Here is a 17,733-nt window from a genome sequence, read left to right as displayed (position 1 = left end):
CACCGTCTGAAGACCCTCGCCCCCGACCGCGCGCCCGCCGGAAGTCGCACAGCGAGCGCCCCGTCAGACGAGTTCGATCACGTGCTTGCCCCGCACCCCGCCCGCCTCCAGGGCGCGGTGGGCGGCGGCGATCTCCGTCAGCGGGTGGACCGTGTCGACGACGGGCCGCAGGTCGCCCCGTTCCACGGAGGCCGTCAGCTCGGCGAGCAGGTGGTGTTTCGGGTTTCCGCTGAAGAAGCGGACGCGCCGGCGGCCGTGCACGGTCGAGCCCAGCAGGTAGCCGACACTCCGGACCGGACGGTCGAGGTCGAAGGCGATGGAGACGAACCGGCCTTGCGGCGCCAACCGGCGGCGCAGCACTCGGTGTTCCGTTCCCACCGTGTCCAGGATGACGTCGTAACGGTCCAGGCCGTCCAGGGGCGTCGCCCGGTGGTCCAGGGCCACGTCAGCGCCCAGGTCGCGGACGAAGTCGAGGTTCTGCGCGCTCGCGAGACCGGTGACCTGTGCGCCGAGGGCCTTGCCGAGCTGGACGGCGACGCTGCCGACGCCGCCGGAGGCCCCGCGCACGAGGAGGCGTTCGCCCGCCCGCAGGCCGGCCTTGTCACGCAGGGCGGTGAGGGAAGTGGTACCGCCGGCGAGGAGCGAGACGGCCTCGGTCGGGGTGACGTTCCCGGGGGCGTACGCGATCTGGCGCGGGCGGACCGAGACGTACTCGGCCGCGCTGCCGAAGGTGCGCCCCAGGAGGCCCCAGACCCGGTCGCCCGCCCGCAGCCCGGTGACCGCCGCGTCCACCTCGGCGACCTCGCCCACGAAGTCGAGCCCGGTCCGCTGCGGAAAGCGGCGGCCGGTGACCAGGCGGACCTTCCCGGCGCGGCCGTGCAGCTCCCCGCCGTTGACGCTCGCGGCGTGGACGCGCACGAGCACCTCGCCCGGCCCGCGTACCGGCACGGGCACCCGGCCCTCGTAGAGGACCTCGGGCGGTCCGTAACGGTCGTAGAGCGCCGCACGCATGTCGTTCACGATGGGGGTCCTGTTCTGTTCCGCCGATACGAGGTACGTCCTGTCCCTCGTCCCTCACCTTTCACGGTAGGCGGCTAAACGGAGGACACTCTCCATTTACCGTAAAGTGAGAGACATGTCGGCTCGGCCCTCTCACAACGCCCCCCTCCCCGGCTCCGGCCCCGCCAGTGGCCCCGCCGCCAGTGGCCCCGCCAGTGGCCCCGCCCTGCGGGCGGACGCGCGGGAGAACCGGGAGCGCATCCTGCGGGCCGCCCGGGAGGCGTACGCGTTGCACGGCATCGACGTGCCGATGAGCGCGATCGCGCGGCGGGCGGAGGTCGGCGTCGCCACCCTCTACCGGCGCTTCCCCACCCGGGCCTCGCTGATCACCGAAGCGTTCGCCGAGCAGCTCGCCGAGTGCGCGGGCGTACTGGACGAGGCGCTGGAGGACCCGGACCCGTGGCGCGGCTTCTGCACGGTGTTCCGGAAGGTATGCGCGATGCAGGCCGCCGACCGGGGCTTCACCCACGCGTTCCTGTCCCGCTTCCCGGGCGAGACGGCGTACGCCGGGGAGCGTGACCGGGCGGAGGAAGGGCTCGCGCTGCTGGTACGTCGGGCGAAGGCGGCAGGGGCGCTGCGGCCGGACTTCGACGTCTCCGACGTGGTGCTCGTCCTGCTGGCCAACAGCGGCGTGGTGAACGGGGCGGGCCAGGAGTCCGCCGCCGCGTCCCGTCGGCTGGTCGGCTACCTGCTGGAATCCTTCCGGGCCACCCCTTCGCCCCGCCCTCTCCCGCCGCCTGCGGGGCTGGAGTTGAACCGGCTTTACGGGACGGGGTGAACATCCGTCCCCGGACGGAACCCTTGTCCCCCACGGCTCACCCGATCAGGCCGAATAGCCTGCTTGACACCGGAATTGACCTGGTGGTCACTGATACGTTGACCCACTCGGGAGGGGAGGGCGCAGCATGGGCAGACCCTGGGAAGCTGATCCTGACACCGGCTTCAAGAGACGCCTCGGAAAGTCGGCACTGGAGCTGGGCGCCACCGCTACCGGACCCGAGTGCCCGGATATCTGGGAGCTGGAGAACGGCGACATCGCCGTGATCGGACGCGACCTCACCGGCTCTCTGGGGACGCGCCTGCCGGACGGAGTCTCCATCGGCCCCGATGAGCGTCTCGTGGTCATTCCCCGCAGGATGCTCGTCGCCGCAAAGGTGGACATCCCTGATGTTTGAGTGCTTCCGCGGCGGTGCCGGTGAGGTCCTCTCAAGAGCTGACTACCTCGCCGATTTCGGTCGGGTCCATCAGAGCGACATCAGCCTGCTCGCCAAGATCGAGCGTGGTCAGACGTTCAAGGAGCAGGGCTCTCCCAGTTATGACGCCTTCGCCTCCGGGGACTGGGCCGGGGCCCTTCGGCTGATCGAGGACGAGCGGGATGCGACTGCCGCCTACTTCCGGGATGCCGCTCGACGCGGCCTGGCTTTCCGCAGAATTCGTGTCGTGGAGTTCCCGGTGTCCCCGTATCTGCAATGGGAGATGAACGTGTTCCGGCTCAGGTCGGAGCTGGGCGAGGACATCCGTGTGCTGGACGCCCGGAAGATCGCGGACCTGGAACGGGATGCGCCGGTGCCCGAGGTCATCGTTCTCGGGCGTTCGGTGATGTACGCCGTGATCTACGACGACGAGTTGAAGGGGGCGGGGGCCCGTCGCTTCACCGACCCCGACCAGGTCAACCGGACGACCCGGGAGTTCGAGGCCCTGTACGCGATGGGCGAGGGTTTTCCGGAGTTCTTCGAACGGGAGATCGCCCCGCTCGCCCCGCCCACCGTCCACTGACCGCAGCCCACTGGCCGATGGCCGCTGACCACCGACCACCGACCGCCGACCGCCGACCGCTGACGTCGACCTCAACACCGTTAGGAGCCCGCGTCATGAACCCGGAGCTGGTCGCGCTCGCCCAGAGCGCGAGCGTGACACTCGTCGGTCTGATGGCGACCGACGCTTGGGAGCACACCAGGGACGGGTTCGTCGCCCTCTGGCAGCGGGCTCGACCCGAGCGAGCTGATGCGGTGGCCGCCGAACTCGGCAACACGCGGGAGGATCTGGCCGCCGACGCCACCGCCGAAGGTGAACTCGCCGCCGAGTGGCAGGGCCGGATCCGGCGGTTGTTGATCGACCGGCCAGAGGCCGCGGAGGAGCTTCGAAGGCTCCTCGACGAGCTCGCACCCGGCGCTTCAGCACCCGCCACGACCGTCTCACAACATGCCACGGTCGGCGGCCACTCCAGGGTCTACCAGGCCGGCCGGGACCAGCACATCACCGAACGGTGAACGGCTCGACCGAGGGGCGGGCGGAGGGCAGCGGCCGCGTCTTCCAGAGCGCCGGCGACCAGCACATCACCGAGCACCACCACCACGGACAAGCGGCGTTCCCCGTCGGGTCCGCTCCTGATTCCGTGCGGCAGCCGGCGGTAGGGCGCGCACCGGTCGTCCTGCGCGACCGACTGGAGCTGATGACGCAACTGCGGTCGGCCATGGAGGATGGTGGAGCGGAGCAGGTCTACGTACTTCACGGCCTGGGCGGATGCGGAAAGACCGCCGTCGCCTCGGAGGCCTTTCGCATCGCGACCGCCGAAGGCGGCCGGGCCGGCCTCTGGGTGAACGCTCCCGACCTGGCCTCACTGCGCGCGGGAATGCTCGCTGTCGCCGCAGACCGCGGCGCGGGCGAAGGCGAGCTCGCCGCTGCGCGTAACGGGCTGCGCGCGGCCGCGGACCTGGTGTGGGAGCGGCTGGACCGTTCCGACCAGCCCTGGTTACTGGTGATCGACAACGCCGACAACCCGGCCATCCTGCGCGAGGGCAACTGGCTGCGCACCAGTCCGCGCGGCATCACTCTGGTCACCACCCGCCAGGTCGCCGCCCATTGGTGGCCCGGTGCGACCCTTCATCACGTCGGGGTACTGCCGCGCGAGGACGCAGCCCAAGTGCTGTGCGATCTCGCGCCGGAGAGGGGCACGGCGGAGGAAGCGGCCGAGATCGCCGATCGGCTGGGCAGGCTGCCACTGGCGCTCACCCTCGCTGGTGGCTTTCTGGCGCATCAGGTGATCAGTCCGTGGAGCATGGCGGAGTACGGGCGGGCGCTCGACCGGGGCAACGAGACGGACCCCATCGCGCTCCTGGACCAAGGGGTCTCGTACAGCGGCGGTGACGCCTCCCGCCATCTCGCCAGCACCACCTGGGAACTGTCGCTGAACGCACTGCATGACCAGGGGCTGCCGGAAGCCACCGTCCTGGTCCGGTTGCTCAGCTGCTGGTCCCACGACCCTCTGCCGCTCCATCTGCTCACCGGGTCGGACATCGATGCGGTCGTGCCCCGGGCGCGGGTGGAGTCGGCGCTGCGCGGCCTGCTCGACCACTCCCTCACCCGTCTGGTCCCCGGCCCGCCCCGCTGTCTGCGCACCCATGGCGTACTGCTGGACAGCATCGCCCGCAGTGCCCCGGCCGATCAGCACGACGTGCTGGTGAGCACGGCCGCAGAGCTGCTCAGTGCGGTCGTGCCGGAGTTGTCCCGACCGTGGGCGCGTGAGGATCCGCCCCTCGCCCCGTACGTACCGCACACCCTGGCATCGCTGCGGCGGGCGACCCGGTGGACGGGGGTGGGACCGGCGGCCCTGATACGCGTACTGGAGTGCACGTTGCGGCTGGCGGTCGCGCTCCATCGAGCCGGGGACTACGCGTCGGCCCTGTCGGTGGCGCAGGAAGCGGTGGCCCGCGGGACGCGGGTGCTGGAGGCGACCCACCCTGCGGTGATCGCGCTCCGCCAGCGCGTGGGCCGGTCCCTCTACCGGCTCGGGCGGTACGAGGAGGCGGAGGCGGCCCATCGCCTCGCCCTGGCCGACTGCACCGCCGTGTTCGGAGCGAGCGCCGTCGAAACACTGGAGAGCTGCGCCGGGCTGTCCCCGGTGCTCGCCTGGGTTCTCGATCGGAAGGACGAGGCGGTGGCGCTGGTGCGGCGCGCGGTCGAGGGGCGGACCGCCCTGCTCGGCCCGACCCACCCGTCCACACTCATCGCACGGACGTACCTGTTGGAGTTCACCGCCGGTCCCGACACACATCCGGACGCCGGAGCCGCCTTGGTGACGGACTGTCGCAGCGAGGTCGGCCCCGGCCACCCCATCACCCTGGACGCCGAACTGAACCACGGCTTCGCCTTGGTCACAGCCGACCGCCAGTCCCAGGCCCTGCCTCTTGTCCGCAACGTGGTCACGGGCTCCGAGCACACCTATGGAGTCGACCATCCGAAGACTCTCGCCGCCCGTTCCCTGCTGAGCCGCGTACTCGCAGAGCTGGGGCAGTCCCAGGAGTCGGCAGAGCAGGCGGAGTTGGTGGCGGATACGCGGAAGCGCGTACTGGGGGCCGGGCATCCATGGACCCTGTGGTCGTTGGATCGCCTCGCGGAACGCCGGCGCACCTCCGCACGGAACGCCCGGCGGTAGGCGCCCGGCGTCGTGCCCAGGGCGTCGAGGAAACGCCTGCGGAGGTTGGTGGCCGAGGAGAGCCCGACGCGGCGGGCGACGGTGTCCACCGGGAGATCGGACGACTCCAACAGCTCGCGGGCCGCGACGATCCGTTGGGCGAGCAGCCACCGTCCCGGGCTGGTACCGAGCTGCTCGGTGAAACGACGGGCCAGGGTTCGAGCGGAGCAACCGGCATGTACGGCCAGGTCCTCGACGGTCAGCGGTTCGTCGAGTCTGCCCGTCGCCCACTCGACGAGCGGCGCCAGCGAGCCGTCGACCTGGGAGGGGTGGGGCGGCGCGGCGTACTGCTCGTTCATCCACGCTCCCGCCGGCTCGTGGCACATCCCGCAGACGACGTCGGGCTGCACGCTCTTCGTCTTCTACCCCGAAGGCTGAGTCCGTGAGTGGCCGAGTGGCCGAGTGGCCGAGTGGCCGAGTGGCCGAGTGCTGAGTGCCCGAGTGCTTGCCGCAGCCGGTCACGGCAGGTCTTCGAGGCGCTCCATGTGCTCCTCGCCCCACTCACCGAGCGGCATCAGCGCGGCGACCAGGGAGCGGCCGAAGTCGGTCAGCGAGTACTCCACTTTGGGCGGCACCTGCTCATGCACCTCTCGGTGGACGAGCCCGGCCGCCTCCAGTTCGCGCAGTTGCAGCGTCAGCATCCGCTCGCTGATTCCGGCGACCGTCCGCCGCAACTCCCCGAAGCGCAACCGCTCTTCCTCGCCGAGCCAGAAGAGAATCAGCCCTTTCCATTTTCCGCCCATGACGGCGATGGCGGCGTCGAATCCGCAGGTGTACCTCGGCATGTCCCTTCTTCCCACTGACAAGAGTGTGGGTACCGAACAAAAATGTCGGTACTTGTGCAATCTATCGTGCCACCACAGCATGGAGATCACCGGAGCCCGGACCCACCGGGCCGCCCCACCTCCCCCAACAGGAGCGGAAGATGTCCACGCGAAACGAACACGAGCACCAGCCCCAGCCCCCGCCCCCGCCCCAGCACCAGACCCCCGTGACCGTCATCGGACTGGGCGCGATGGGCAGCGCACTGGCGGCGGCCTTCCTGGCGGCGGGGCACCCGACCACGGTGTGGAACAGAACCGCGTCGCGGGCTGCCCCGCTCGTCGCCCAGGGCGCCGCACATCCGGAGACCGTGGCGGAGGCCGTCGCGGCGAGCCCGCTCGTGCTCACCTGCCTGACGACGTACGAGGACACCATCGAGGCCCTGGAACCGGCGGCCGCCGCGCTGAAGGGCCGGGACCTCGTGACGCTCAACAGCGGTTCCCCGGACGGTGCCCGCCGTACGGCGGAGTGGGCGCGAGGGCACGGCGCACGCTTCCTCAGCGGTGCGATCAAGGACGTACCGCCGGCGGTGGGCGCCGCCGACACGCTCCTCTACTACAGCGGCAACGCCACGGTCTTCACCGCGCACGAACCGGTACTGCGGGTGCTGGGCGGGGACACCGTGTATCTCGGCGCCGACCCGGACCTCGCCGCCCTGTACGAGATGGCGGTGGGCGGCACGCTGCTGCCCGCCCTCGTCGGCTTCTTCCAGGGAGCGGCGGCGCTCCAGGCACGTGGCCTGGAGGCGGCTTCGATGGTGCGGTTCACCGAACGGTGGCTGGCGATGATCGCTTCGGTACTGCCCGTGCTGGCCCGGGAGATCGACAGCGGCGACTACAGCGAACCGCTGTCGTCGGTGAACGTCTTCGTGGCCGCGGCCGCGCACGACGCGGAGCTCGGAAAGGAGGCGGGCCTCGACGTGGAGTGGCACAGGCCGTTCCACGCGCTGCTGGAGCGGGCGGTGGAGGCCGGTTACGGGACGCAGAGCATCGCGGCGCTGACGGAGATCCTCAAGGAGCCCCGGCCCCGGCGCGCCGCATAGCCGCGGCGGGGATCGTCATCCGCACGGGCGCCGCAGGCGGGCCGTGCTCACCCCGCCCACCTCCCCGTCAGGAACGTCAGCGCGACGAGCGTCGTCACCGGCACGGCCACGCTCAGGTACGCCGTCCTGAACCACGGTCTCCGCAGGCTCAGCGCCGCCAGACCGATCCACAGCGGCCACCACAGCAGGGTCGCGCGCGGGATGGACGTGTACCAGTACGAGGTGCCCAGGGCCCAGAGGCTGAGGGCCACGTACAGCGCCTCGGGCCAGCGGCGGCGGTACAGGAGTACGCCCACCAGCGCGAGCCCCACCAGCATCGCCACGATTTCCGCCTGGAACATGAGCGCGTAGCCGGTCGTCTGCGTGGGGCCGAACGCCGCGTTCCACGTGTTCGACCACGCCTCCCACGGGGTGTGGAACGTCCGGTACCAGCCGCGTTCCTGCGCGTGCTTCCAGGCCATCCAGTCGCCGGTGTGCGCGTGCAGATACCAGCTGTACACGACCGGGGGCAGCGCCGGAAGCAGCATCCAGCCCGCCGCTCGCAGACTCCGCCGGCCCTGCTCGTCCCGCTGCTGGTCCCGCTTCTCCCAGACGGCCAGCGCGAAGAGCAGGGCGATGGCGGCGGCGAGGAACAGGCCGCTGACGCGCACCGTCGTCGCCAGCGCCGTCAGCACGGCGGCGAGCGCCCAGCGGTGCCGCACGGCGGCGAGCCAGGCGGGCAGGGCGAACGCGAGGAACAACGCCTCCGTGTAGCCGGCGGCCAGGAACACCGCGCAGGGCGAGAGCAGGAAGAGCACAGCCGTACGGCGGCCCCCCGCGTCCTCCGGCAGATACGCCCGCGCGATACGGGCCAGGGCCAGTACGGCCACCGCCCCCGCGACGAACGAGATCAGCAGCCCGGCCGCCGTCCAGTCCGGCACCACCGTGTGCACGGCACGGAGCAGGAAGGGATAGCCCGGGAAGAACGCCTCCCGGTTGTCCCAGCCGTTCGTCCACGGACCCGTGCCCGCGGGGAAGTAGCCGTCGCGCGCTATGTGGAGGTAGTGGTTCGCGTCCCACCGCTGGAAGGACGCGAGTACGGGCGCCGCCTCCCGCGTGTCGGGGCGGGCCGGGAACAGCCGGCGGGCGAAGTGGGCCGTGATCCACAGGGATATTCGGGTCAGGAGGTAGAGCCACAGCACGGCGCGGTCGGCAGGGGTCAGGCGGGCCGCCACCCGCCGGAGCCGCCCCGCCCGGGGCTCGGCCGGTTCGGCGATCCGTTGCCCGGGGCGGGAGGGCGTCCGGGGCTCGGGTGGTACGGGGCGGTCGTCGGAAGGCCGCAGCCCGGGGGAGAGCGTGGACAACTGAGGCACCTTTCGGGCGTGCCTCGCGGATACGCGGATACGCGGATACGTCGAGGCGTAAGGGATCGCCCGGTGAGATCGCCGGGGCGGGGAGGAAGGGGAAAGGGCGGACCCGTGCGGGCTCGGACGGACCCGGGCGGACCCAGGCGGGCTCGGACGGACTCGGACGGACTCGGACGGACCCGGGCTGTCGGGTACGCCGGCGGGCAGCGCCATCAGCCGGGGCGTCAGGGCATCGACGTCGCCCCGTCGGTCGCCCCATCGGTCGCCCCATCGGTCGTCGTCGATGGCTTGGACGTGGGCGGCAGCCGCGTCGTACCTGGGCTCGTCTCCCAGCCCGTGCCCGTGCTCGCCCCCGTGCTCATACCTGTCGGCGCTCCGCCCGGCCCGGTGGACCCGTCCCCCGGCAGCGTGGTGCTCGGCGTCGGCGGCAGGGACGGCGGCTGCTTCGACAGCCGGTCCGACGGCACGGGCGACGGATAGCTGGGCGACGGGACCGTGGCCGGGGCGACCGGCTGCGGCCGGACCGGCAGCAGGCCCACCGCGACCGCGCCGCCCCCGCCGACGACCAGGCACACGCCCACCGCCACCAGGGCCATCCGGCATCGCTGTGCGCGCATTCCTCGTCGCGTGATGCTCGACGCGTCGTCCGCGTCGGAGCGGGTCTGCCCGAACTCACCGGCCTCCCGGAACAGGGACCGCAACGGATCCCGCGGGTCAGACATCAGGGGCCTCCTCGATGCGGGGGTCCCGCAGACGGTGGGCGAGCGCCGCCCGTCCGCGAACCAGATGCGTCTTGATCGTGCTGCCGGAAAGCCCGGTCTCCCCGGCGATCTGCTCGACCGTGAGGTCGCACAGGTAGTGCAGGGTCAGCGTCCGCCGCTGCTGCGGGGCCAGTTCCCGGAGCGCCTCGACCAGGACCACATGGCCCGGGTCCGGCGGCTCCACGTGTCCGGGCGCGCCGCTCCCCCGGCTCCAGGCGTCCGCCGAACGCCGCCGGAAACGCCAACGGCTCACCGCCAGCCGCCAGGCGACCGTACGGATCCACGCCTCGGGGCCGCCGTCGCGGTCCAGCCGGCCGCGCCGGACCCACGCCTTGACGAACGCCTCCTGCACGACGTCCTGCGCCTCCTGGAGGTCGCCGGTCATCACGTACAGCTGGCCCGTGAGACGGGCGACCGCCCGGGCGTAGAACTCTTCGAACTCCTCGACGGTCAAAAGTTGCTCCCGGACTCTTTCGCTTCACCGGGTATACGCCCGCCGCAGGTCATCCGGTCGACACTACCCAGGAGGAATCAGGGGTGACGGTCGTCACAGCGTCACAGCGGTGGGAGGGCGCGGCGCAGCGCGACGGTCGCGGCCGGCCGGACATCGTGCCCGTGCTGGTCCATCCAGGCGAGCCACGCCTCGATGTCGTCGTCCATGTCGGGCTCCTCGCCCTTCCCGGCGTCGGTCGTCCGCTCCCGCAGCCAGGCGACGGCGTCCGCGCGCCGCGCCACCGCGTGAGGGGCCAGTTCGCCCACGGCCAGCACGAGTTGCTCCGCCGCCGACAGGCGGGGCTCGTCCTCGAACCGGGCGAGGAAGCGGCCGATGAGGTCGTCCGCCCGGTGGGTGGCCCGTGCGAGTACGGCGGCCACTCCGGCCCGGACGTCTTCGTCGCCTTCTACGTCGTCGGCGAGGAGCGGCAGCAGCGCGTCGACCGCCCGCTCCCAGGCGGCGGGCCAGGCGGCGGGCGCGGTGCACCACCGTCCGCCGGACTTCGGGCCGGACCCCGCGGTGCGGGCGCCGTTCCCGGCGCGGGCGAGAACGGCGAGCGTCTCCAGGATCTGCGTACGCACTCGCACGGCCACGGCCGGGTCCCGGACGGCCTCGACGAGGAACGGAAGCACCTCGGGCGCCGCGGGCCACAGCGAACTGCCGTCGCCGCAGCACACGAAGTGGAGGGTGGCTTGGGCGTCATCGGCCGTTAGCAGGTCGGGCGACCAGAGCCGCTCCAGCAGGTCCGGCCCGTACTGTCCGTCCGGCCCGGGGATATAGGGGTCGATCACCTTCGCCCAGTCGACCTCGGCCGCGAGCCGGTCCGTCAGCTCCGCACTCGCGCCCGCACCCGCGCCCGTACCCGCGCCCGTACTCGCACCCGTACCCGCGCCCTCTGTGTCCGTCATGCCGCCCCCTCCCGTTCCGCTTCGACCTCCCGAAGCTCAAGCCGTGAGATCCGAGCGCTCTTAACAAGGATGGGGTGGATGGGTCAGTTGTCCCACCCACCCGCCCACCCTGGCTGCGAAGTTGACAGTTTGTGATCGAGTTGCGACACACGGTCGCCAGGCTCTAGCGTGCGCAGGACCTGGACCAAAAAGTCGACCCCCACCGGTGCTCCAACACCGACAGGGGTCTGACCACCGAAGATCGCCCCAACTCGAAAGAACACGATCCCCATGGCTGCCAGCCAGTTTAGTGATGCCCACCGCGCCCCGCGCGAGACCTCGCCCGAGACCGGTGCCGCGAGCCCGCCCACAGGCCCCGCCGCGCACCCCCACCCCATGGCCAACCCCGGCTACGGCAAGCGCTCCGCCCCCGGCGAACGCCCCCGCACCGACCGGGACTTCGCCCACCTCCTCCCCCGCGACGCCGCCGTCGCCGCCTACATCGACCGGCTGCCCGACGGCTCCGACATCTCCGTGAAGACCCTGGCCAAACACCTGCCGTACGGCCAGTGCGCCCTGGGCACGACCCTCAACCGGCTCCAGGACGCGGGACATCTGCGGCGCGGCAGCGAGTGCGTGATCACCGACGAGGTCATGCTCTGGGTGACCCGCACCTTCTTCTCCCGCACCGCACGCGAGGACGACTGGTGGAACGCCTTCACCCGGGGTGACGCCCCGCCGGACGAGCCCCGGCGGCCCACCCGTTCGCGGGCGTTCATCCTGCTGGCGGCGCTCGGCCGGACCGCCCCCGCGCTGACGCTGTCCGCAGCCGACTGCGTACACCTGGAACCGCAGGTCAGCGAGTGGTTCGCGCGGGGCGCCACGGAGGCCGAGCTGCTGCACGCCCTCACCGGCGGGCTGCCGTCGCCCGTCCACTGCGCCGCCCGCCTCGTCGAACGGCGGCTGCGCGACAAGCTGCCGCCCGAACGGGTCCTGCCCCACCCCCGTACGGTCCTGCGCACCCTGGAGTGCGGCGAGTGCGGGGCCCCCGGCGCGCCCGAAGCGCTGCTCGGCGGCCTCTGCCGGCCGTGCCGGGGACCGTCCCCGCAACCGCCGGTCGGCCCGCCGGGGGCCGTGCAGCCGACCGGCGTACGGGACCGGATGAACGCCGTCAGGGCGGGCCTGATCCCCCGGTCCGAAAGGACATACCGATGACCGTGCAGCTCACCCCCAGACCGGACAGGGCACGATGGAGGGGAGGAGGCGACGCCATGACCCCCAGCACCGCCGATCACGCACCACACGCCCAGATGTCCGTCGAGGAGTTCGAGCAGCTCGCCCGCACATCCCCCGAAACCGTGACGCTTGAGCTCATCAACGGAAAGCTGGAGGTCAAGCCCGTGCCGGACGGGGATCACGACGAGATCATCATGTGGGTCGCGATGCAGTGCATGCGGCTCCAGCCGGATCTGCGGTTGTACCGCGAACGCGGGCTGCGGATCGGCGGATACCGGAACGGCCGCGCCCGCCCGGACGGCACTCTGGCCCGCGCGGGCCGCTTCGCGGGTGACGGCGAGTGGTCGAACCCCGACCGCATCCTCATGACCGTCGAAGTGACGTCGCACGACCACGACACCGACAGCCGTGATCGCACGGAGAAGCGTGACGGGTACGCCGCAGCGGGCATCCCGGTCTATCTCCTGGTCGACCGCGACCACGACACCCTCGTCGTCCACAGCGAGCCCGACAAGGGCCGCTACCGGCAGCAACACTCGTACGACTACGGCGACGCCGTCCCCCTCCCCGGCCCCGTCGATATCACCCTGGACACCGAGGAGCTCAAGGACTACGCCCGCTGAAGCCTCACCGCACCTCGGCCGCGAGCTGGGTGGTCGCCAGTTCGCGGTACAGGTCGTCCCCGGCGATCAGCTCCTCGTGCGTGCCCGACGTGCGGACCCGGCCGTCCTCCAGGACCACGATGCGGTCCGCGTGCCGGACGGTGGAGAGTCGGTGGGCGATGACCAGCACCGTGGTGTGCTCCGCCAGTTCGAGGATCACGTCGCGCAGCGCCTGCTCGTTGACCGCGTCCAGCTGCGAGGTCACCTCGTCGAGCAGCAGCAGGCGGGGGCGGCGCAGCAGGGCCCGGGCGATGGCTATCCGCTGGCGTTCGCCGCCGGAGAGGGTGACGCCCCGGTGGCCCACCGCCGTGTCCAGTCCCTCCGGCAGCCGGTCGACCAGGCTGTCCAGGCGGGTGCGGGCCACCGCCTCCCTCACCGCCTTCTCCTCGGCGTCCGGGGCGGCGAAGAGGAGGTTCTCCCGCAGCGTCCCGGCCAGGACCGGCGCGTCCTGTTCCACATACGCCAGCGAGCCGCGCAGCTCGGCCAGCGGCCAGTCGCGGATGTCCCGTCCGGCGACCGTGATCGTGCCGCCGTCGTGGTCGTAGAAGCGTTCCAGCAGGCTGAACACCGTGGACTTGCCCGCCCCGGACGGGCCCACCAGCGCGACCAGACCGCCGGTCGGAACGTCGAACGTCACCCCCTTGTGCGCGGGCGCGCGCTCGTCCCCGTAACCGAACGTCACGTCCTGGAACGTGACGCCGAGCGGGGTCGCGGGGATCTCCTGCCGTACGGCTCCGGGATCGGCGGCCGGTTCGCCGGGCAGCGACTCGACCTCGTCGATCCTGCGCACCGCCGCGAGCCCGCTCTGCAAGCCCGTCCAGCCCTCGACCAGACCGCCGATCGGGCCCATCAGGTAGAAGAGGTAGAGCAGGAACGCGATCAGCGACGAGATCTCCAGCGAGCCGGACGCGACCCGTGCGCCGCCCACGCCCAGCACCGCCAGGAACGCCAGCTGGATCGACATCGCCATGGTGACGTCGGAGACCGACGACCACCGCGCCACCGAGACGCCCCGGTCGTGCGCGTGCCGGGCGGCCTCCGCGACGGCCGCCGTCTCCCGCTCCTCCGCCCCGCTCGCCTTGACCGTGCGGAACGCCTGGAGCACCCGGTCCAGTGCCGCGCCCATCGCGCCCACGGACTCCTGGGCGCGGAGCTGGGCCCGCTGAATGCGCGGCATCAGCAGCGAGGTCACGGCGCCGATGCCGACGATCACCACCAGCGTCACGCCGAGCAGCGTCAGGTCCATGTACGCCATGAAGCCGATCGTCCCCAGCAGCATCAGCACGCTGTTGAACGACTCGACCAGGCCGCTGGAGAGAACCGTCCGCAGGAGGGTCGTGTCGCTGGTCACCCGCGACTGGAGGTCGCCCGGGGTCAGCCGGTCCACCGCCGGAACCTTCAACCGCATGATCCGGCCCACGAGTTGATCGCGTGCGCGGAGGACGACGCCTTCTCCCGTACGGGACATGAGATAGCGCCCGTACGCGGAGAGGCAGGCTCCCACCAGCACGAGCGCGGTCAGCGCGACGAGCGGTCCCGCGGGCGAGCGGTCCGCGGCGAACGCGTCGACCGCGTGCTTCGCCATCAGCGGCATGGCGAGGCCCGCCCCGGAACCGGCGAGCGAGAGAAGACCCGCGCGGACGAGGACGCCCCGGTGCGGACGGACCCGGGAGAGGAGAAGCCGGAGAGGGGACGGGCCCGCACCCGGCTCGCCCTTGGCGGACCTCTCGACGGGCCCCTCAGGCCGGCCGCTCCCGTCCGTCGTCCCCTCGGGCACGCGGCCCTCGTCCCCGCCCGTCAGCCCCTCGGGCCCGTGGCCCTCATCCGCGTCCGTCGTCCCCTCGGGCACGCGGCCCTCGTCCCCGCCCGTCAGCCCCTCGGGCCCGTGGCCCTCATCCGCGTCCGTCAACCCCTCGGGCCCGTGGCCCTCATCCGCGTCCTTCGTCCCCGCTACCGTGCCCACCCGGGCCCCCTCCGTCTGCCGTCACCACCATCAAGGGACGCAGATCCGCCGGTTCCGCCTGCTCGCCGACCGTACGGCCCCCCGCCTGCACCCAAGCATGCGGGGAGAACGGCGGAGCCGCCCGCACCCCCGCGCACCAGTCGGGCCAGACACCGGACATCCGGCAGGCCAGGGCGACGGCGACCGAGCGGGGCAGGCAGCCGTAACGGCCCGCGCAGCGGCGGCTGGTGGTGACGACCGCCTCCAGCACCTCCAGCGTCTCCGCGTACGAGGCCGGGCGGGCACCCCGGGCGCACCCGGCCAGCACCCGGCGCAGCCGCCCCGGCTTGAGGCGGGCCAGGACGAACGCGGCGGCGATGGCCGTGCGCAGCCGTAACCCGCCCGCCCCCGCGCCCCGGCGCGGCATCGTCATCTCGGTGGTCATGGGTGCAGGATCCTCGCCTCGACGAGCCTGCTGGTCAGCTCCGCCACATCCGACTCCGCCTCGGCCCGCTCGACGTCGAAGTCGGCGAGAATCCGCTCCACGGCGATCTCGGGGGTGTGTCCCGAGGCGAGGGTGTCGACGACGATGACCCCGGTGTCGTTCAACTGCCAGTAGCTGCCGTCCTTCTCGTCGAGGAGGACGCCGCCGTACTCGGTGGTCGTGACGGCGATGCCTTTTCTGAGCTTCATCGGATGCCTCGCTGGTGGTCAGATGGGGGACGTCGTACGTGTCCGAGGGGCCGGCCAGGCGTCCTCGGCCGTGCGGAGCCAGGTCTCCCCGGCCACGGTGGAGCTGATGGAGTGCTCGACCAGGACCGGCGAGAAGGGTTCGGCGGCGAGCCGGAGCAGCCGGCGGGAGTCGACCAGACCGCGCTCCGCCAGCCGGGAGCCGGTCCACAGCGCGGCCAGTTCCGGGCCGTGTTCGCGCAGGCCCTGGTATTCGTCGGAGGACATGTGGTCCTTCGTGGTCCGGGCCAGGAGCGTGTCCGGGACCACGCCGCGCATCGCCTCGACGAGCAGCGGTTTGTAGCGCCAGGGGCTGATCCGCTCCGGCAGGCGGACGGCGAGGGTCGCCTCCAGGACGCGGTCGTCGTAGAAGGGCGCGGCGACCGGCAGTCCGATCGTCATGCCGATGTCCTCCATCGCCTGGAAGTGCCGGGCCCCCATCCGTACGGCGTCGATGTCGACGTGCCGTCCGCGCCAGGGGTCGATCGGCTCGGCGTGCTCGGCGGCGGCCCGGAACTCCTCGGTGATCAGGGTGTTCGCGTGGTCGGTGAACCAGGGCCGCAGCGACTGCCGTACGCCCCAGGAGAGCAGCGGGGTCCGGGCGACCGGCTGAGGTTCGGCGGTGACCGCCCCGGCGAGCCAACGGGGGAACGTGGAGCGGTTCAACAGGCCCCGCACCGTGGGCAGGAGCGGCCAGCCGAGCTGGTGGCGCAGGCCGCCGAGGTGGCTCCAGGCGGTGAACGGGTTGCCGTGGAAGAGGTCCTGGTAGGCGTGGGGCAGCCCGAGGAAGAGTTCGTCGCCGCCGTAGCCGGTGAGGTGGTAGCGCGAGCCGGTGGCGTGGGCGCGGCCGAGCAGGAGGTGCGCGCGGGCCCGGCCGGGGGCGACGGGGAGCGGTTCGTCGTTCAACTCGTCGGCACAGGACGCGAGATCGGCGTAGAAGTAGGGGGTGTCGTCGGCGGGGATGATCTGGTGGTCCAGGGCGGTGGACGCGGTGCTCGTGCTCCCCCCGGCCGCCTCCACGGCCCTCCGCGCCCAGGTCTCGTCCTCGCTGTAGCGGTCCCGGGCGGCCACGGTGAGGAGGGACAGCTCGGCGGGCCCGGTCGCCCGGGCGGCGAACGTGAGCGCGGTGGAGTCCAGGCCGCCGGACAGCTCGCAGCTGATCCGGTCCAGGCCGCCGACATGGGCCCGTACGGAGGCGGCGACGGCGTCACCGAGTCTTCGGGCCCCCTCGGCCAGGGAGAGTTCGGCGGGCGGCGGTTCCCACCAGCGGTGCTCCGTGGGGCCCGGGACAGCGGTCGTGCCCGGCGTCGCGGCGGGCAGGGCCAGGCCGTACCCGGCGCCGGTCTCGTACACGCCCCGCCATACGACGCGGCGGCTCAGCGGGTGCGGCAGGAAGTCGAGCATGCGCAGGGCCAGCGCGCCGTCGTCGAGGGGCGCGTCGATCAGGCGGGCGAGGACGGCGGGACGGTCGGAGGTGATGGTTCCGGCCTCCGGGTGCCGGGCGTGGTAGATCCGGCGCAGCCCGGTGGCGGTGCCCCGGATCCAGGTCTCGCCGGAGAGCCGGGCGATCACGTGGTGGAGTCCGGGCAGCCGGGCGAGGCGGCGTTCCAGGCCGGCCCGGTCGCGGGCGCCCTCCAGAAGACCGGCGAGCACGGCCTCGGGGACCCGGTCCGGGCCGATGAGGACGAGGGCGTCGTCGCCCCGGCGGAGATGGCTCACCTCGCGGACCAGCAGGCGGGCGATGACCCAGGGCCGGCCCGAAGCGTGGGCGACGACCGGCGTCCCGGGGAGTTGCCCGGCCACCGCCGCTCCCGCCGCACTGTCCGGCAGGACGACGAAGTAGTCACGCGGGTGGCCGGGCATGTTCACCTTCCGGAAGTTCTCATACAGCGCACACAGGGGGCCGGGGGCCGGATCAGCTGATGCGACGGACCCAGTACTCCTTGTACGAGCCGTAGAAGTAACCGGCGGTCTTCTTCGAGAAGTCACCCTGCTTGAACAGCGACGGCTTCACGTAAGCCTTCTTCCGCAGCTTCATGACACCTTCCCTTCTGTGCGGTTGACGTCCGATATGCCCAAGTGGCTTCTGCATAACGGAAGTTGTTTATGCGACGGGTGTTCACCACGTGAACACCAGGGCCATCATGTCCCGCAGTCCCACCGGTACGCATGATTCCGACTTACCGTCCGAAGTTGGCTGGATAGCGCGAGTGGCGAGGACCGGAGCGTGCCGCTCCGGACCGTCTCCACCGGGGCCGGGAACGTCGGCGAAGCGCCATG

At 72.0% G+C, this 17,733-nt stretch carries 20 protein-coding genes and 1 pseudogene; 9 read left to right on the top strand and 12 right to left on the bottom strand.

Going from position 1 to position 17,733, the window contains the following annotated elements; all coding sequences use genetic code 11:
* Positions 1 to 63: 63 nt before the first annotated feature.
* Entirely contained in the window at positions 64 to 1,020 is a 957-nt protein-coding gene (locus tag ACH4KB_RS08780) for an NAD(P)-dependent alcohol dehydrogenase (protein WP_398065035.1), read from the bottom strand.
* Between the two features lie 115 nt (positions 1,021 to 1,135).
* On the opposite strand from ACH4KB_RS08780, the gene ACH4KB_RS08775 reads away from it, so the two are divergent.
* From ACH4KB_RS08775 to ACH4KB_RS08755, 5 genes are all read left to right on the top strand, one after another.
* Positions 1,136 to 1,837 (top strand): TetR/AcrR family transcriptional regulator, encoded by a 702-nt coding sequence (locus tag ACH4KB_RS08775; protein WP_398065033.1) that lies wholly within the window; start codon positions 1,136 to 1,138, stop codon positions 1,835 to 1,837.
* 127 nt (positions 1,838 to 1,964) lie between these two features.
* A complete protein-coding gene (locus ACH4KB_RS08770) occupies positions 1,965 to 2,234 on the top strand; it encodes a hypothetical protein (RefSeq protein WP_398065031.1) in 270 nt (89 codons plus the stop codon).
* Positions 2,227 to 2,835: a DUF6879 family protein gene (locus ACH4KB_RS08765; protein ID WP_398065029.1), complete on the top strand. Its 609-nt coding sequence runs from the start codon at positions 2,227 to 2,229 to the stop codon at positions 2,833 to 2,835. Before ACH4KB_RS08770 ends, ACH4KB_RS08765 begins: the two co-directional genes overlap by 8 nt.
* Positions 2,836 to 2,930: 95 nt before the next feature.
* Positions 2,931 to 3,329 (top strand): hypothetical protein, encoded by a 399-nt coding sequence (locus ACH4KB_RS08760; RefSeq protein WP_398065027.1) that lies wholly within the window; start codon positions 2,931 to 2,933, stop codon positions 3,327 to 3,329.
* Positions 3,326 to 5,494, top strand: a complete 2,169-nt coding sequence (locus ACH4KB_RS08755; protein ID WP_398065025.1) for a tetratricopeptide repeat protein — start codon at positions 3,326 to 3,328, stop codon at positions 5,492 to 5,494. Before ACH4KB_RS08760 ends, ACH4KB_RS08755 begins: the two co-directional genes overlap by 4 nt.
* Positions 5,495 to 5,544: 50 nt before the next feature.
* On the opposite strand, the pseudogene ACH4KB_RS08750 reads toward ACH4KB_RS08755, so the two are convergent.
* Positions 5,545 to 5,721, bottom strand: a pseudogene (locus ACH4KB_RS08750) (helix-turn-helix domain-containing protein); the annotation flags it as partial.
* On the opposite strand from ACH4KB_RS08750, the gene ACH4KB_RS08745 reads away from it, so the two are divergent.
* Positions 5,654 to 5,911 carry a hypothetical protein gene (locus ACH4KB_RS08745; RefSeq protein WP_398065612.1) on the top strand — a complete coding sequence of 86 codons (258 nt, stop codon included), beginning with the start codon at positions 5,654 to 5,656 and terminating at the stop codon, positions 5,909 to 5,911. The pseudogene ACH4KB_RS08750 and the gene ACH4KB_RS08745 overlap by 68 nt on opposite strands.
* Before the next feature lie 80 nt (positions 5,912 to 5,991).
* Here the strand turns inward: ACH4KB_RS08745 and ACH4KB_RS08740 are convergent, their stop codons facing one another.
* Positions 5,992 to 6,318, bottom strand: a complete 327-nt coding sequence (locus ACH4KB_RS08740; protein WP_398065023.1) for a winged helix-turn-helix transcriptional regulator — start codon at positions 6,316 to 6,318, stop codon at positions 5,992 to 5,994.
* 140 nt (positions 6,319 to 6,458) lie between these two features.
* Here ACH4KB_RS08740 and ACH4KB_RS08735 point away from each other — a divergent pair, with 140 nt between their 5' ends.
* Complete coding sequence (locus ACH4KB_RS08735) at positions 6,459 to 7,397, top strand: NAD(P)-dependent oxidoreductase (RefSeq protein ID WP_398065021.1); 939 nt, start codon at positions 6,459 to 6,461, stop codon at positions 7,395 to 7,397.
* Positions 7,398 to 7,444: 47 nt separating this feature from the next.
* On the opposite strand, the gene ACH4KB_RS08730 is transcribed toward ACH4KB_RS08735, so the two are convergent.
* The 4 genes from ACH4KB_RS08730 to ACH4KB_RS08715 form a co-directional block, all read right to left on the bottom strand.
* A complete protein-coding gene (locus tag ACH4KB_RS08730; protein ID WP_398065019.1) occupies positions 7,445 to 8,740 on the bottom strand; it encodes a mannosyltransferase family protein in 1,296 nt (431 codons plus the stop codon).
* Positions 8,741 to 8,967: 227 nt separating this feature from the next.
* Positions 8,968 to 9,465 carry a hypothetical protein gene (locus ACH4KB_RS08725; RefSeq protein WP_398065017.1) on the bottom strand — a complete coding sequence of 166 codons (498 nt, stop codon included), beginning with the start codon at positions 9,463 to 9,465 and terminating at the stop codon, positions 8,968 to 8,970.
* Positions 9,458 to 9,958, bottom strand: coding sequence for a SigE family RNA polymerase sigma factor (locus ACH4KB_RS08720; protein ID WP_398065015.1), 501 nt, complete (start codon positions 9,956 to 9,958; stop codon positions 9,458 to 9,460). The genes ACH4KB_RS08725 and ACH4KB_RS08720 overlap by 8 nt, the downstream gene beginning before the upstream one ends.
* 101 nt (positions 9,959 to 10,059) lie before the next feature.
* The gene (locus ACH4KB_RS08715) at positions 10,060 to 10,905 is read right to left on the bottom strand and encodes a hypothetical protein (RefSeq protein ID WP_398065013.1); all 846 of its coding nucleotides are present in this window, start codon (positions 10,903 to 10,905) and stop codon (positions 10,060 to 10,062) included.
* A 375-nt stretch (positions 10,906 to 11,280) separates the two neighbouring features.
* Here ACH4KB_RS08715 and ACH4KB_RS08710 point away from each other — a divergent pair, with 375 nt between their 5' ends.
* Positions 11,281 to 12,099 carry a hypothetical protein gene (locus ACH4KB_RS08710; RefSeq protein ID WP_398065011.1) on the top strand — a complete coding sequence of 273 codons (819 nt, stop codon included), beginning with the start codon at positions 11,281 to 11,283 and terminating at the stop codon, positions 12,097 to 12,099.
* Between the two features lie 56 nt (positions 12,100 to 12,155).
* A complete protein-coding gene (locus ACH4KB_RS08705) occupies positions 12,156 to 12,743 on the top strand; it encodes a Uma2 family endonuclease (RefSeq protein WP_398065009.1) in 588 nt (195 codons plus the stop codon).
* Positions 12,744 to 12,747: 4 nt separating this feature from the next.
* On the opposite strand, the gene ACH4KB_RS08700 is transcribed toward ACH4KB_RS08705, so the two are convergent.
* The 5 genes from ACH4KB_RS08700 to ACH4KB_RS08680 are packed head-to-tail and all read right to left on the bottom strand — an operon-like array spanning position 12,748 to position 17,491.
* Positions 12,748 to 14,745, bottom strand: a complete 1,998-nt coding sequence (locus tag ACH4KB_RS08700; protein ID WP_398065007.1) for an ABC transporter transmembrane domain-containing protein — start codon at positions 14,743 to 14,745, stop codon at positions 12,748 to 12,750.
* A complete protein-coding gene (locus ACH4KB_RS08695) occupies positions 14,711 to 15,169 on the bottom strand; it encodes a lasso peptide biosynthesis B2 protein (protein WP_398065005.1) in 459 nt (152 codons plus the stop codon). The genes ACH4KB_RS08700 and ACH4KB_RS08695 overlap by 35 nt, the downstream gene beginning before the upstream one ends.
* Positions 15,166 to 15,417, bottom strand: a complete 252-nt coding sequence (locus tag ACH4KB_RS08690) for a lasso peptide biosynthesis PqqD family chaperone (protein ID WP_398065003.1) — start codon at positions 15,415 to 15,417, stop codon at positions 15,166 to 15,168. Before ACH4KB_RS08690 ends, ACH4KB_RS08695 begins: the two co-directional genes overlap by 4 nt.
* 18 nt (positions 15,418 to 15,435) lie before the next feature.
* A complete protein-coding gene (locus tag ACH4KB_RS08685; RefSeq protein WP_398065001.1) occupies positions 15,436 to 17,316 on the bottom strand; it encodes an asparagine synthase-related protein in 1,881 nt (626 codons plus the stop codon).
* Between the two features lie 52 nt (positions 17,317 to 17,368).
* Positions 17,369 to 17,491, bottom strand: coding sequence for a keywimysin-related RiPP (locus ACH4KB_RS08680; RefSeq protein ID WP_018958807.1), 123 nt, complete (start codon positions 17,489 to 17,491; stop codon positions 17,369 to 17,371).
* Between the last annotated feature and the right edge of the window lie 242 nt (positions 17,492 to 17,733).

Source organism: Streptomyces sp. NPDC017520 (genome assembly GCF_044329855.1).
GTDB lineage: Bacteria > Actinomycetota > Actinomycetes > Streptomycetales > Streptomycetaceae > Streptomyces.
Note: the sequence above shows the minus strand (reverse complement) of the source record. Positions and strands in the feature narration are given on the sequence as shown.

Bases quoted from the DNA above. Each gene is read 5' to 3' on its own strand.
- ACH4KB_RS08775 (WP_398065033.1), top strand. From the start codon at position 1,136: ATGTCGGCTCGGCCCTCTCACAACGCCCCCCTCCCCGGCTCCGGCCCC.
- ACH4KB_RS08770 (WP_398065031.1), top strand. From the start codon at position 1,965: ATGGGCAGACCCTGGGAAGCTGATCCTGACACCGGCTTCAAGAGACGC.
- ACH4KB_RS08765 (WP_398065029.1), top strand. From the start codon at position 2,227: ATGTTTGAGTGCTTCCGCGGCGGTGCCGGTGAGGTCCTCTCAAGAGCT.
- ACH4KB_RS08760 (WP_398065027.1), top strand. From the start codon at position 2,931: ATGAACCCGGAGCTGGTCGCGCTCGCCCAGAGCGCGAGCGTGACACTC.
- ACH4KB_RS08740 (WP_398065023.1), bottom strand. From the start codon at position 6,318: ATGCCGAGGTACACCTGCGGATTCGACGCCGCCATCGCCGTCATGGGC.
- ACH4KB_RS08735 (WP_398065021.1), top strand. From the start codon at position 6,459: ATGTCCACGCGAAACGAACACGAGCACCAGCCCCAGCCCCCGCCCCCG.
- ACH4KB_RS08725 (WP_398065017.1), bottom strand. From the start codon at position 9,465: ATGTCTGACCCGCGGGATCCGTTGCGGTCCCTGTTCCGGGAGGCCGGT.
- ACH4KB_RS08715 (WP_398065013.1), bottom strand. From the start codon at position 10,905: ATGACGGACACAGAGGGCGCGGGTACGGGTGCGAGTACGGGCGCGGGT.
- ACH4KB_RS08710 (WP_398065011.1), top strand. From the start codon at position 11,281: ATGGCCAACCCCGGCTACGGCAAGCGCTCCGCCCCCGGCGAACGCCCC.
- ACH4KB_RS08705 (WP_398065009.1), top strand. From the start codon at position 12,156: ATGACCCCCAGCACCGCCGATCACGCACCACACGCCCAGATGTCCGTC.
- ACH4KB_RS08695 (WP_398065005.1), bottom strand. From the start codon at position 15,169: ATGACCACCGAGATGACGATGCCGCGCCGGGGCGCGGGGGCGGGCGGG.
- ACH4KB_RS08690 (WP_398065003.1), bottom strand. From the start codon at position 15,417: ATGAAGCTCAGAAAAGGCATCGCCGTCACGACCACCGAGTACGGCGGC.
- ACH4KB_RS08685 (WP_398065001.1), bottom strand. From the start codon at position 17,316: ATGCCCGGCCACCCGCGTGACTACTTCGTCGTCCTGCCGGACAGTGCG.
- ACH4KB_RS08680 (WP_018958807.1), bottom strand. From the start codon at position 17,491: ATGAAGCTGCGGAAGAAGGCTTACGTGAAGCCGTCGCTGTTCAAGCAG.